Origin of the sequence: Enterobacter sp. DSM 30060, assembly GCF_013375955.1 — a bacterium.
Lineage (GTDB): Bacteria > Pseudomonadota > Gammaproteobacteria > Enterobacterales > Enterobacteriaceae > Enterobacter > Enterobacter intestinihominis.
The window spans coordinates 352,664-366,041 of record NZ_CP056118.1 but is presented as its reverse complement, the minus strand read 5'-3'; the positions used below and the strand labels follow the sequence as shown (position 1 = coordinate 366,041).

10 protein-coding genes and 1 pseudogene are annotated in these 13,378 nt (G+C 54.6%); 4 read left to right on the top strand and 7 right to left on the bottom strand.

The features are described from left to right. Positions 1-144: 144 nt before the first annotated feature. Positions 145-981: a MipA/OmpV family protein gene (locus HWQ15_RS01645; RefSeq protein WP_063132476.1), complete on the top strand. Its 837-nt coding sequence runs from the start codon at positions 145-147 to the stop codon at positions 979-981. 130 nt (positions 982-1,111) lie between these two features. Here the strand turns inward: HWQ15_RS01645 and HWQ15_RS01640 are convergent. The 3 genes and pseudogenes from HWQ15_RS01640 to HWQ15_RS01630 all read right to left on the bottom strand — a co-directional run bounded on the left by HWQ15_RS01640 (position 1,112) and on the right by HWQ15_RS01630 (position 2,662). Next, a pseudogene (locus HWQ15_RS01640) lies at positions 1,112-1,857 on the bottom strand (alpha/beta fold hydrolase). A 10-nt stretch (positions 1,858-1,867) separates the two neighbouring features. After that, positions 1,868-2,335, bottom strand: coding sequence for a DUF6130 family protein (locus HWQ15_RS01635; RefSeq protein ID WP_058646174.1), 468 nt, complete (start codon positions 2,333-2,335; stop codon positions 1,868-1,870). Positions 2,336-2,491: 156 nt separating this feature from the next. After that, positions 2,492-2,662 (bottom strand): YfgG family protein, encoded by a 171-nt coding sequence (locus HWQ15_RS01630; RefSeq protein WP_017383512.1) that lies wholly within the window; start codon positions 2,660-2,662, stop codon positions 2,492-2,494. Positions 2,663-3,030: 368 nt separating this feature from the next. Here HWQ15_RS01630 and HWQ15_RS01625 point away from each other — a divergent pair, with 368 nt between their 5' ends. Further along, positions 3,031-5,328, top strand: coding sequence for an EAL domain-containing protein (locus HWQ15_RS01625; protein WP_063149259.1), 2,298 nt, complete (start codon positions 3,031-3,033; stop codon positions 5,326-5,328). Here the strand turns inward: HWQ15_RS01625 and ppx are convergent. The 4 genes from ppx to purM all read right to left on the bottom strand — a co-directional run bounded on the left by ppx (position 5,276) and on the right by purM (position 10,757). After that, a complete protein-coding gene (ppx, locus tag HWQ15_RS01620; RefSeq protein ID WP_003860570.1) occupies positions 5,276-6,814 on the bottom strand; it encodes an exopolyphosphatase in 1,539 nt (512 codons plus the stop codon). The genes HWQ15_RS01625 and ppx overlap by 53 nt on opposite strands. Positions 6,815-6,817: 3 nt before the next feature. Continuing rightward, positions 6,818-8,878, bottom strand: coding sequence for a polyphosphate kinase 1 (gene ppk1 / locus HWQ15_RS01615; RefSeq protein WP_006811494.1), 2,061 nt, complete (start codon positions 8,876-8,878; stop codon positions 6,818-6,820). A gap of 203 nt (positions 8,879-9,081) precedes the next feature. Continuing rightward, complete coding sequence (purN, locus tag HWQ15_RS01610; protein ID WP_023300681.1) at positions 9,082-9,723, bottom strand: phosphoribosylglycinamide formyltransferase; 642 nt, start codon at positions 9,721-9,723, stop codon at positions 9,082-9,084. Continuing rightward, positions 9,720-10,757 carry a phosphoribosylformylglycinamidine cyclo-ligase gene (gene purM, locus HWQ15_RS01605; RefSeq protein WP_023300680.1) on the bottom strand — a complete coding sequence of 346 codons (1,038 nt, stop codon included), beginning with the start codon at positions 10,755-10,757 and terminating at the stop codon, positions 9,720-9,722. The genes purN and purM overlap by 4 nt, the downstream gene beginning before the upstream one ends. 266 nt (positions 10,758-11,023) lie before the next feature. Between purM and HWQ15_RS01600 the strand changes: the two genes are divergently transcribed. Together HWQ15_RS01600 and upp are read left to right on the top strand one after the other, a co-directional pair. Beyond that, a complete protein-coding gene (locus tag HWQ15_RS01600; protein WP_063149260.1) occupies positions 11,024-12,454 on the top strand; it encodes a 6-phospho-beta-glucosidase in 1,431 nt (476 codons plus the stop codon). A 217-nt stretch (positions 12,455-12,671) separates the two neighbouring features. Continuing rightward, positions 12,672-13,298: a uracil phosphoribosyltransferase gene (gene upp, locus HWQ15_RS01595; RefSeq protein WP_022648979.1), complete on the top strand. Its 627-nt coding sequence runs from the start codon at positions 12,672-12,674 to the stop codon at positions 13,296-13,298. Positions 13,299-13,378: the final 80 nt, after the last annotated feature.

Sequence of the window (13,378 nt, the reverse complement as noted above, 5' to 3'; positions counted from 1 at the left end):
TCTACAGGGTTTACAGAACCTTCACGTGCTTCAGCATTTCTTCATTTACGGCTCATAAGAACCTTAGGGTGAGTATTCAGAATGGGCGCTCTGGCGTTTAACACCGCTTGTATCGCAATTATCTGAATCCAAAGGGCTTCTTTAATGAGAAACATCACACTGCGTCATAGTTTCCCCCGTTCACGCATCGGTCGCAGCATGAAAAGCATCTTGCCGGGGGCCGTCCTGGCGTTACTGGCCACCCCGGCACTGGCGACAGAGCAGCCTCAGGGCAACGTGTTAACCCTGGGAGGCGGCGTGGATGTTTCTCCACGCTATTCCGGTTCGGACAAGAGCCGGGTCTCTGCGGCTCAGGTGGTTGATTACGCGATGGCCAATGGTTTTTTTGTCAGCACCACGCGGGGGATCGGCTACGGCAACAGCTTTGGTAAGCTGGACTACAACGCAGCGCTGAGCTATCGCGCAGGACGTAAGGATCGCGACGTAAGCAGCGATTCGATCGCCTCCGGCAGCGACGACCTGCGAGGAATGGGTGACATTAAAGGCTCAGCTATCGTTGTGCCAGGGCTGGGGTACAGGGTGACTGACTGGCTGACCGTGCAGTTGCAGGCAGAGGTCCCGGTTTCTGAGAGAGACAATGGTGAAGCTGTGCATTTCGGTATTGCCAGCCCGCTCTATACATCTCCGAAAAATGCGTTAACGCTGGCGCTGACCGGTAGCTGGGGATCCAGTAAGTATGTGCAAACCTACTACGGGGTGAATGCCGCCCAGTCGGCCGCATCGGGTTTTGCCCGACACGATGCCGGATCGGGAATATATGCGTATTCGCTGAATCTGGACTGGACCCATAAGCTTACCTCCCGCTGGAGCCTGCTTGCCGCAGCTGGCGTTACGCAGCTGACGGGGGAGGCTGGCGATAGCCCCATTGTTCAGCGAAAAACGTCTCCTGTGGGAAGTTTGAAGGTGACGTATAGCTTCTGATGGTTCAGTGAGGGCGAAGGCGCGTTTGTGACAAAACCGCACATAACCCCGTTACAGGAGCCGGAAGTACATAAAGCCCGTAGGATGGCGTGGCCCGAAGTCGGACCGTTCATCATGCGGGCTTTTTTTATCACTGTTGACCCGATAACGCCTGTTCAATCGTACGGGTAACAACGTCCGGCTGGCTGACCATCGATACATGGCTTGCCGCAACCTCCGTGGTGTTGGCGTTGATTTTCTTCGCCATTGCGCGCTCAAGCTCAGGATTGATCATCCGTTCATGTTTGCTGACCACATACCAGCTCGGTTTGTCATGCCAGGCGGCATGCGCGACTTTCTCCCCAAACGCATTGGCCTTAATGGGGCTCTGCGTCGCGGCAATCACGCTGCGCTCAACGTCCTTCACGTCAGGGGCAAAATTCTCGCTGACCGCTTTTGTCGGCAGATATAAATACCCCTCTGCCGTTTTAGCGAGGCTGGCGCTCCCTGGCGGATCAGGGAAGCTATTTGCCAGTTCTGCCGTCGACTGGCCGGAATCCGGCGCAAAAGCGGCAACGTAAACCAGTGACGTCAGCGGGCATTGTTTCCCGCCTCGCTGATTACCGTCCCGCCCCAGGAGTGACCGACCAGCACCACATCCCCATGAGCCCGGGCAATAGCACGCTGCGTGGCGGCGACATCATCTTTCAGAGACGTGAGCGGAAGTTGTACCTCAATGACCTCGGTATGGTGTTTTTGCAGCCGGGTGATCACCTTATTCCAGCTGCTCCCGTCGGCAAACGCCCCGTGCACCAGCACCACGCTGGCTTTCGTCTCTGCCAGCGCGCTGGTGGAAACCGCCAGCAGCGCCGCTGTTAATACAGACAATGCTTTCATAACAGGCTCCTTAAAAGTGATGAACCGCCGCGTGGGGCGGTACGGTGAATTCAACGGTTTTATGGTCGATGGGCTTATGCGTCGGGTCGGCAACGATGATGGTTACCTTGTGTTTCCCGGCGGGCAGCCCGACCAGGATCACCGGCTCGCCGCTGGTTTCAGCCCAGTGCCAGGGCGCGTCATCCACCACTACGTGAATATGGCCGATACGCGGAGTGACTTTCAGCGCGTCGGGTCCAAATACAGGTTCAATGCGCAGGTTTTCGACGCGGTACTGAATAAAGACCGCACCTTTACTCAGCGCTCCCGCCAGCGGTGGGTCGACGATCAGTTTTGCTGGCGGCTGGGGTTTTTCCTGCGGCGCTACGGCGGCCGGGCCATTAACATCAGCGGCGCTCAGGCCATCCAACGGTGCGGCCAGTGCGCCAGCAAAGGACGTCAGCGCAAATACAGGAAGCAGGAAATATCGACGAATCATCTGTGGCTCTCCTCATCAGTTTATTATGGCGAGGGACACAGAAGACCATTTTTATGTATCGGGGATGTTTGCTTTTGCGGGCGTTTTGTACCGGTTTGTCAGCGTAGCGCTCGGGATACAGTGCGATACAGTTTGTCTGCCTGGAGCGAACACGCTTTAGCGCTCGGGCGAATCCACTACAAGACCTGATTGCTGCGACTGAATTTTGTCCTGATGGTGATACCAGGCGCCAATGGAGGAATAAACAAAGCGGCCAAAGAAAAACAGGAAACTGATGAGCAGTATGATGCGGGTCATCCGGGTGTTAAATCGATGTCGTTTTCGCATACGCGTAGCCTGACTCACTTTCTTTTCCTGAGTATACCCTTTTGGGCGATACGGCTATTAAGGCACAGCCGCAAGTCGGGGTCAATTCAGCGAAATGTAAAATACCGTCAATGCTTACATTAATTTATGTTATTAAAAACAACGCTTTTATTTATCGCATTGATAATTACAGGAAAAATATTCAAATAAAACGTAAGAAATGTTTATTCAGATAAATTAATTTGATTTAGGTCAACGGCATCTCGTCGTTGATATTTAAAATCCCACCTCCACTGTGCTTGCCAGGAATTTTCCGGGCATCGTGTACGTCAGGTTGGATGCCTGTCTTCATTTACCCTCTGGAGCGCAAGGGTTGTAAACGAGCATCTATGAATATTCACCACATCCTGAAGCAAAATAAAGACCGCTGGTGGGCACTTCCTCTTATATTACCCGTCGTGTTACTCCCGGTGCTTAGTGTGGCTAATACCTTAACGCAGCTGGGCGACGGTATCGTTGCGCTCTATTATCTCCCGCTCTCCTTTCTGCTGACGCTGATGTTGTTCTTTGGCCTGGAAGCCCTTCCCGGAGTGGTGGTGTCGCTGTTTTTACGTTATTACCCGTCCGTTGGGTTGTTTGAAACCGTGACCGGCATTTTGCATTTTATTGTCCCCCTGGTGCTCAGCTGGGGCGGTTACCGCGTGTTTGCGCCCCGACGCAATATGACCGCTTACGGTGACATACGCCTGATGGGGCAACGTATCTTCTGGCAGGTGTTTTGCCCGGCAACGCTTTTTCTGGTGCTATTTCAGTTTGCGGTTTATCTCGGGGTCTATGAGAGCCGCCAGAGCCTTGCAGGATTGAATCCCCTCAATATTCGGACCCTTATTAACTATCAGGGGCTGCTGGTGAGCGGGCTGACGGGTGTGCCGCTAAGCTACCTGCTGATCCGCCTGATACGTCATCCGCGCTATATCAAGGGACTGATGTCCCAGCTCCGCACGCAAATAGACAAAAAGGTTACGGCCGTTGAGTTTGTGGTGTGGTTTTTAGCTCTTGGTGGGTTGCTGGCCATGCTGCTGCTGCCCATGAATGAAAACAGTTCCATTTTCAGCACCAACTACACTTTGTCACTGCTGATGCCCGTGATGCTCTGGGGGGCGATGCGCTTTGGCTACAAGCTGATGTCAATCATCTGGACGCCGGTCCTGCTGGTGTCGATTCACTTTTTTTATCACTACATTCCGGTGCAGGGGGGTTATGGCATTCAGCTGGCGATCACCTCATCCAGCTATCTGGTCTTTTCCTTCGTTGTGACGTACATGTCGATGCTGGCGACACGCCAGCGGACCATCAATATTCGCTCCCGCAGTCAGGCTTTTCTCGATCCGGTGGTGCATATGCCCAACCTGCGGGCGCTGTCGCGAGAGCTGGCCAGTAACCCCTGGTCGGCGCTCTGTTTACTGCGCGTGCCCGAGCTGGAAGTGCTGGGGCGTAATTACGGCGTACTGCTACGGATCCAGTATAAGCAGCAGCTGGCGCAATGGATAAATGGCACCCTTCAGCCAAAAGAGCAAGTCTATCACCTCACCGGATATGACATGGCGGTGCGACTGGAGGCGGAGTCGCATCAACAGCGCATTGAGACGCTGGACGAGCATATTAAGCAATTTGTTTTTATCTGGGATGGTATGCCGGTGCAGCCTCAGGTTGGCGTGAGCTACTGCTATGTACGCTCACCCGTCAATCACCTCTATCTGGTGCTGGGGGAACTGGGCATCGTGGCTGACCTCTCCCTCTCAACGAATCACCCGGAAAATCTTCAGCAGCGCGGGGCTGTTCACTTGCAGCGTAGCCTGAAAGATAAGGTGGCGATGATGAGCCGTTTGCAGACAGCGCTGGAGCAGAACGCTTTTAGCCTGTTAGTTCAGCCCGTTCGCGGCCTGCGCGGCGATCATTACCACGAAGTGCTGCTGCGAATGCGTGATGATAACGGGGCGCTGATCTTTCCCGAGCAGTTCCTGCCCATAGCACAGGAGTTTGGTTTATCGTCGCGTGTCGATTTATGGGTACTGGAGCGTACGTTGAGTTTCCTGGCACAGCACCGCCAGCGTTTGCCGGGCCAGCGCTTTGCCATCAACCTCGCACCTTCTACCGTCTACCGGGCGCAGTTCCCGCTTGAAGTGAGCCGCCTGTTAGCCAGATATGCCGTTGAAGCATGGCAGCTGATCTTTGAAGTGACCGAAAGTAGCGCCTTTGGTCATGCGGATCTGGCGGCATCCACCCTCAGGCAATTGCAAAAAATGGGAATACGGATCGCCATTGATGATTTTGGCACCGGCTACGCCAGCTATGCGCGGTTAAAAAGCGTGGACGCCGACATTCTCAAAATCGACGGCGGCTTTATTCGCAATATTGTCAGCAACAGCCTGGATTACCAGATCGTGGCATCCATTTGCCATCTGGCCCGGATGAAGAAAATGCTGGTGGTGGCGGAATGTGTGGAAACAGAAGAGATACGTAGCGCGGTGCACGCGCTAGGTATCGATTATGTGCAGGGCTACTTGATTGGGTTGCCAGTTGAGCTTGATACGTTGCTCGAAACACAGCCTTCTCAGGAGAGCGCCTTAGCCGTTACGCTGCCGCCTCAGAACTCTCTTCTTCAATCTTCAACAGCCAGCCGGTGACCGCTTCCCAGTACTGCTGCTCTTTTTCCAGATCCAGCAGCACCAGCGCGTTCTGGCTAAACCAGTCGTGCGGGAAGCTCAGCGTCCAGTGATAGTCATCCGTTTTAAGCTTCAACGTCGGCGGCGTGGTGGTCGCCTGTCGCTGATTATTGAGCAGCACGCCCAGGCGCAGAAGCTGAATGAGTGGCAGGAACTGCTTTTTCTTAAATAGCGTAAAGCGCGGCAGATCGTCGAGCTTGATGGCTTTGCGGTGATAGCGCACCAGCGTCGCCATCATGGTTTGCTGCTCCTGGTTGAAGCCAGGCAGATCGCTATTTTGCAGAATATAGGCTGAATGGCGATGCATTCCGCTGTGGTTAATGTTCAGCCCCACCTCATGCAGCATCGCGGCCCATTTTAACAGCGCGGCCAGCTGCGGATGCGCCAGCTTTGGATTCTGCTCCTCCCACTGCTCGTACATCTGAACCGTGGTTTCCAGCACCCGTTTCGCCTGTTCGCGGTCGATATTGTACTGGTTGGCAAGGCTCTGCGCGGTGCGGCTGCGAATATCCTGATGACGGAAACGGCCTTCCATCTCATACAGCACACCTTCGCGCAGGGCGCCGTCAGAGAGGCGCAGCTCTTTGATCGCCAGCGCGTCAAACACGCCGCAGAGGATCGCCAGCCCCGGTACGAACACCGCTTTACGCTCGTCGGACAAGCCCGGCAGACTCAGGGCGTCGAAGCTCTTGTGCTTAAGCACCTCTTCGGTGAGTTTCACCAGGCGCTCAGGCGTAATAAACCCGTCCTTTTCACCCATCGCCAGCAGCACTTCATGGGCCGCTTTAATCGACCCCGATGCGCCCAGCGCCACGTTCCAGCCCTGAATACGATACTGCCAGGCCAGATTTTCCAGTTTTTGCACGGCGGCCATGCGCGCGCGCTGGAAGTTTTCGCGGGTGATGACGCCGCCCGGAAAATACATTTGCGCGAAGCTGACGCAGCCCATACGGCGGCTTTCAACCAGACGCGGCTCGAAATCTTCGCCAATCACCAGTTCGGTTGAGCCTCCGCCGATATCAATCACCAGCTTGCGGCCTTTTTCCGGCTGCGTATGCTCCACGCCCATAAAAATCAGGCGCGCTTCTTCGTTACCAGAGATGATCTCAATCGGGTAGGGGATAACCTTTTCCGCGCGCTTAAGAAATTCCGGCGCGTTCAGCGCCTGGCGTAGCGTATGCGTCCCGACGATGCAGACGCTGGACGGCGAAAAGCCTTGCAGACGTTCTGCGAACAGCGACAGGCAGTTAAGCCCGCGCTCCATTGCCTCTTCGCTCAGCATGTTACGCGCGTCGAGCCCATCGGCCAGATGCACGCGCTGCTTCAGACGACCGATGATCTGCATCGCGCCATCCACCTCGCGGGCGATGACCATATGGAAACTGTTTGAGCCAAGATCGACCGCAGCGAACTCCTGCGGGCGTGGGGTATTATCGTTTATTGGCATAGGTTAATCGGGTTGCTCAAGTGATTTGATGTAATCGTAAATCGCCAGCTGCGACCGCACTTTACGGCGATTGCCGCGCGGTACATAGCGATTACTGAGTTCTTTGTCGATATAACGTGCTTTCACCGTATCGCTGAACAGGATCTCGATAATGTCCAGGATACGCTGCTTCAGGCGAGGATCCAGCAGCGGTGCCGCCACTTCAATACGGTAATCAATGTTACGCGTCATCCAGTCGGCGGACGAGAGGTATACGCGCTTATCACCGGCGTTATCGAAAATATAGACGCGATCGTGTTCAAGATAGCGATCCACAATGCTGATCACGCGGATGTTGTCGCTGATGCCTTCCAGTTCCGGAATGAGCGAGCACATGCCGCGAATGAGCAGATTTACCGGAACGCCGGAGCTGGAGGCCGCATACAGGCGATCCACCAGGCCTTTGTCCACCAGATTGTTGAGCTTCAGCGTGATGCCGGACGACAAGCCGTTCTGCGCATTGGCAATCTCTTTGTCGATCATATCGTACAGCAGGCGCCGTGAGTTCTGCGGTGACACCAGCAGATAATCGAAGCTCACCGGGCGGTACGGGTTCTCAATGAAGTTGAACACCCGACGCACTTCGTTGGTGATGCGGGCATCGGCAGTCAGCAGCGAATAGTCGGTGTAAATACGCGCGGTTTTCTCGTTAAAGTTCCCGGTACCGATATGGGCGTAGCGCACCACATCGTCGCCCTCTTTACGGGAGATCAGGAACAACTTGGCGTGAATTTTCAGCCCCGGCGCGGAGAAGATGACGTGCACGCCCGCTTCCGTCAGTCGGCGTGCCCAGTGGATGTTGGCCTCTTCGTCGAAGCGAGCCTGGAGCTCAACCACCACGGTCACTTTCTTGCCGTTGTGCGCCGCGTGGATCATCGCATCGATGATGCGGGAATCTTTCGCCACGCGATAAATGTTGATTTTAATCGCCAGCACGTTCGGATCGAACGAGGCCTGACGCAGCAATTCCAGCACGTGTTCAAAGGTGTGATACGGATAGTAGAGCAGCACATCCCGCTCGCGGATGGCATCGAACCCGTTGCGGAATTTATCGAACCAGATATGGCGCAGGCGCGGCAGCGGTTTGTTTACCAGATTGGCTTTGCCGACGTTCGGGAAGCCAATGAAATCTTTAAAGTTGTGGTAACGCCCACCGGGGATTATGGAGTCGTAGCGGGAGATGGTCAGCTTATCGCGCAGCATCTCCACCATCGCGTCCGGCATATCTCGCTGATAGACAAAACGCACCGGCTCTGCCGTCAGGCGCTGCTTGAGGCTGGAAGACATCAGCTCCATCAGGCTGGCCTCCATCTCATGCACCAGATCGTACTCGGCGTCACGGGTCATCTTCATCGAGTAGGCGTTGAGCGCGTCGTAATCGAAGAAACCTTTGAAGATATCGTCCAGACAGTAGCGCAGAATGTTATCCAGCAGGATCATCGGCTTACGTCGGCGCGGGGTTTCCGGCGGCAGATTTACAAAGCGCGGGACTTTATCAGACGGTATTTCCAGCAGCGCGTAGTTAATGGTCTCACCACGAATGATTTCTACCGCCAGATAGGTGTAATCATCTTTCAGGAACTGCACCAGATCGGTTTCACGGTTGATCAGAATCGGGGTGATATGCTGGCGCAGATAGTGTTTGAAATAGTGGCGCAGCCAGTTTTGCTGATTCGCGGAGAGCTGGCGTTCGTTGATCAGGAAGATTTGGTTGCGTGCCATTTCCAGCAGCAGCTCGTTATAGAGGCCATCAAATTCCTGATCGGCTTTCATGACGCGAGACTGGATTTTTCCAAGCAGATGCCGCGAGTGGGAGTTTAAGCCCTGTTCTTCGCTGATGATGATTCGGCGTTTTAGTTCGGCGAAGCGAACCTTGTAGAACTCATCCAGATTGTTGGAATAGATGCCTAAAAAACGCATACGCTCAATCAGCGGGTTACTTTTATCGGCCGCTTCCTGAAGTACACGTTCGTTGAATGCTAACCAGCTTAGCTCTTTCTCGATATATAACTTTTCCTGACCCATTACAGCTCACACTCCAGTTCAATCACAGGACGTGGTAAATCCGTCTCGTCCTTATTATGGCGAGCATTTCCACGATATGTCCAACAGTGCCAGAAAAGTATGACAGTTATTTTTTTGTTGGGGATTTTAGGGGGTTGGAGAAGGGAATATCGGGTAATGCAATATGTAGGTCGGGTAAGCGCAGCGCCACCCGACAGAACAAACTACTCTTCAGCCGCATGACCCTGCGGGGGTAACTTCACGCCGTCCAGCCAGGCGGCACCGTCGCGCATCTCAAGACGGCCGTCAACAAACCAGCTTACCACCAGCGGATAAATGGCGTGTTCCTGAGCCTGTACACGTTCCGTCACGTCGTCTTCGTTGTCACCGTCAAAGACCGGTACTTTTGCCTGCAAAATGACCGGACCGCCGTCCAGTTCGTCGGTAACGAAATGCACGGAGGTCCCATGCTCCTCATCGCCGTTCTCCAGCACCTGACGATGGGTATGCAGGCCAGGATATTTCGGCAGAAGAGAAGGGTGAATATTCAGCAAACGTCCGTTGTAATGCGCGACGAAAGCCGGGCTCAGGATACGCATGTAGCCCGCCAGCACCACCACGTCAGGCGCGTAGGCGTCAATCTCCTGCACCAGCTCACGGTCAAAGGCTTCACGCCCGGCGAACTGGCTGGCTTCCAGCGCGTGCGCAGGAATGTTCGCTTCCCGCGCGCGCTCAAGGCCGAACGCATCGGCCTTGTTGCTGAATACTGCCCGAATGGTGCCATTGATTTTCTTCTGTTTGCAGGCGTCTATGATTGCCTGCAAATTGCTTCCGTTGCCGGAAATGAGCACCACGATGTTTTTCATTCAATGACCACACGCTGTTCGGAATCGGAAGCTTTAATCGTACCGATTTTCCACGCGTTTTCACCTTTTTCTGTCAGCAGCTTAACCGCTTTATCCGCTTCGCTGGCGGGCAGGGCGATAACCATACCTACGCCGCAGTTAAAGGTGCGGTACATTTCATGCTCGCTCACGTTGCCTGCGGTTTGCAGCCAGTTGAAGACGGACGGCCACTGCCATGAGGAGGCGTCGATCACCGCCTGGGTATTGTCCGGCAGCACGCGCGGAATGTTTTCCCAGAAGCCGCCGCCGGTAAGGTGAGCGATGGCGTGCACGTCAACGTTCTCAATCAGCTCCAGCACGTTTTTCACGTAGATGCGGGTCGGGGCCAGCAGGTGATCGGCCAGCGGTTTGCCGTCCAGCTCGGTGGTCAGCGGGTCGCAACCGCTCACTTCGAGGATCTTACGCACCAGAGAGTAGCCGTTGGAGTGCGGACCGCTGGAGGCCAGCGCAACCAGCACATCGCCGTCAGCCACTTTGCTGCCGTCGATAATTTCTGATTTTTCTACCACGCCGACGCAGAAGCCTGCGACGTCATAATCTTCACCGTGATACATGCCTGGCATTTCAGCGGTTTCACCGCCGACCAGCGCACAGCCGGATTGCAGACAGCCTTCGGCGATACCGTTAATGACGCTGGCTGCGGTATCCACATCCAGCTTGCCGGTCGCGTAGTAATCCAGGAAGAACAGCGGCTCAGCGCCCTGTACCACCAGGTCGTTGACGCACATCGCCACCAGATCAATACCAATCGTATCGTGACGCTTAAGATCCATCGCCAGGCGCAGTTTTGTACCGACACCATCCGTACCCGAGACCAGCACAGGTTCACGATATTTTTGCGGCAGCGCGCACAGTGCGCCGAATCCACCCAGGCCACCCATCACTTCCGGGCGGCGGGTTTTTTTCACCACACCTTTGATTCGGTCAACCAGCGCATTACCTGCGTCAATATCAACACCGGCATCTTTGTAGCTGAGAGAAGTTTTGTTGGTCACGGCTTAAATCCCCACGCGATTGCATAGCTAGTAAGAAAAATCGGCGCAATTCTAACAGTCCAGGCAAACGTTTGCGAGCCTATTCTCGGCGCGGGGATCTTTTTTTCTGTGCGGACTGTCCAGGGCAACAAACTTGACTCCGTTCACGAAAATGAAACCGGTTTCGGCGATCTGCTTGCAACGGCTATCCCCTTTGCACATCATCAAAATGAAACCGGTTTCTGTAACTGTTTTTGCAGAAAATAACGCAGAATGAGGGAAAGCGAATGTCAGGATTTAAAGCAGGTTTTCTGTGGGGTGGGGCCGTTGCGGCGCACCAGCTTGAAGGCGGCTGGAAAGAGGGCGGCAAGGGCGTGAGCGTTGCCGATGTCATGACGGCAGGCGCCCACGGGGTACCGCGTGAAATCACCAACGGCGTGCTGGAGGGGAAAAATTACCCAAACCACGAAGCCATCGACTTTTACCACAGCTATAAAGAAGACATCAAACTCTTTGCCGAGATGGGGTTCAAATGCTTCCGCACCTCCATTGCCTGGACGCGTATCTTCCCGAAAGGCGACGAGCTGGAGCCGAACGAAGCGGGACTCAAATTCTATGACGATCTTTTCGACGAGTGCCTGAAGCACGGCATCGAGCCGGTGATCACGCTTTCCCACTTCGAGATGCCTTTCCACCTGGTAACGGAATACGGCGGCTGGCGTAACCGTAAGCTGATCGACTTCTTTGTCCGCTTCGCGAAGGTCGTTTTTGAGCGCTATCAGCATAAAGTGAAGTACTGGATGACCTTTAACGAGATCAATAACCAGGCCAACTTTCATGAAGACTTTGCGCCGTTTACCAACTCCGGGCTGAAATATGCGCCGGGAGAAGATCGCGAGCCGGTGATGTTCCAGGCGGCGCACTATGAGCTGGTGGCCAGCGCCCTGGCGGTGAAAGCGGGGCGCAAGATCAACCCATCACTGCACATCGGCTGCATGATTGCCATGTGCCCCATCTATCCGCTGACCTGTGCCCCGGACGACATGATGATGGCGATGAACGCCATGCATCGCCGCTACTGGTTCACCGACGTTCACGTGCGCGGCAAGTATCCGCAGCATCTGCTCAACTACTTTGAACGTCGCGGCTTCGCGCTGGATATCACCGAAGAAGATAAAGTGGCGCTGACGCAGGGCTGCGTGGATTACATCGGGTTCAGCTACTACATGTCGTTCGCCACCAAAGCGACGGCGGATAATCCGACGCTGGATTATGACGAGAGCAAGAGCCTGGTTTCTAACCCGTACGTGCAGAAATCGGACTGGGGCTGGCAGATCGATCCTGTCGGGCTGCGCTACTCTCTGAACTGGTTCTGGGATCACTATCAGCTGCCGCTGTTTATTGTGGAAAACGGCTTTGGCGCGATCGACGTGCAGGAGAGCGACGGCACGGTGAACGACCAGTACCGCATCGACTACCTTTCCGCCCACATCCGCGAGATGAAAAAAGCGGTGGTGGAAGACGGCGTGGATCTGATGGGCTATACCCCGTGGGGCTGTATCGACCTGGTCTCTGCCGGCACTGGCGAGATGAAGAAACGCTACGGTTTTATCTTTGTCGATAAAGATAACGAAGGTAACGGCACGCTGAACCGCAGCAAGAAGAAATCGTTCGACTGGTATAAGCAGGTGATTGCGAGCAACGGCGATAACCTGTAATTGTCGGGTGGCGCTAACGCTTACCCGACCTACACTACACGTAGGCCCGCGTAAGCGCAGCGCCGCCGGGCAAGACCCCGCACCCAAACCGGAGCCCAGCCTCCGGCTTTTTTGTTTTTGATTGATGTACATCAAGCAACATGGGTATGGCGCAATCCGAAAAAAGCGGTATAATCCCGCGATTTTTTTGCGGATGCCACCTCAGAGGAGAAAGAGAATGAAGATTGTGGAAGTGAAACACCCACTCGTTAAACACAAGTTGGGCCTGATGCGTGAGCATGACATCAGCACGAAGCGTTTTCGCGAACTGGCTTCTGAAGTGGGTAGCCTGCTGACCTACGAAGCGACCTCTGATCTGGAAACGGAAAAAGTGACCATCGAAGGCTGGAACGGCCCGGTACAGGTTGAGCAGATCAAAGGTAAAAAAATTACCGTGGTGCCAATCCTGCGTGCGGGTCTGGGCATGATGGAAGGCGTGCTGGAGCACGTCCCAAGCGCGCGTATCAGCGTGGTAGGTATCTACCGTAACGAAGAGACGCTTGAGCCGGTCCCATACTTCCAGAAGCTGGTCTCTAACATTGATGAGCGTATGGCGCTGGTAGTTGACCCGATGCTGGCGACCGGTGGTTCGATGATCGCCACCATTGACCTGCTGAAACAAGCAGGCTGCAGCAGCATCAAAGTGCTGGTGCTGGTCGCGGCGCCGGAAGGTATCGCGGCGCTGGAAAAAGCGCACCCGGACGTTGAACTCTATACCGCGTCTGTCGACCAGGGACTGAACGAGCACGGGTACATCATCCCGGGGCTCGGCGATGCCGGCGATAAGATTTTTGGGACTAAATAATCGAATAACGATAAAGAAGCCGACTTTGATAGTCGGCTTTTTTTTGAATAAAAACCAACAATGACACTCAGAGGAAAACA

Excerpts from the sequence above, each read along its gene's own strand:
- HWQ15_RS01645 (WP_063132476.1), top strand. The coding sequence starts at position 145 with ATGAGAAACATCACACTGCGTCATAGTTTCCCCCGTTCACGCATCGGT.
- HWQ15_RS01635 (WP_058646174.1), bottom strand. The coding sequence starts at position 2,335 with ATGATTCGTCGATATTTCCTGCTTCCTGTATTTGCGCTGACGTCCTTT.
- HWQ15_RS01630 (WP_017383512.1), bottom strand. The coding sequence starts at position 2,662 with ATGCGAAAACGACATCGATTTAACACCCGGATGACCCGCATCATACTG.
- HWQ15_RS01625 (WP_063149259.1), top strand. The coding sequence starts at position 3,031 with ATGAATATTCACCACATCCTGAAGCAAAATAAAGACCGCTGGTGGGCA.
- ppx (WP_003860570.1), bottom strand. The coding sequence starts at position 6,814 with ATGCCAATAAACGATAATACCCCACGCCCGCAGGAGTTCGCTGCGGTC.
- ppk1 (WP_006811494.1), bottom strand. The coding sequence starts at position 8,878 with ATGGGTCAGGAAAAGTTATATATCGAGAAAGAGCTAAGCTGGTTAGCA.
- purN (WP_023300681.1), bottom strand. The coding sequence starts at position 9,723 with ATGAAAAACATCGTGGTGCTCATTTCCGGCAACGGAAGCAATTTGCAG.
- HWQ15_RS01600 (WP_063149260.1), top strand. The coding sequence starts at position 11,024 with ATGTCAGGATTTAAAGCAGGTTTTCTGTGGGGTGGGGCCGTTGCGGCG.
- upp (WP_022648979.1), top strand. The coding sequence starts at position 12,672 with ATGAAGATTGTGGAAGTGAAACACCCACTCGTTAAACACAAGTTGGGC.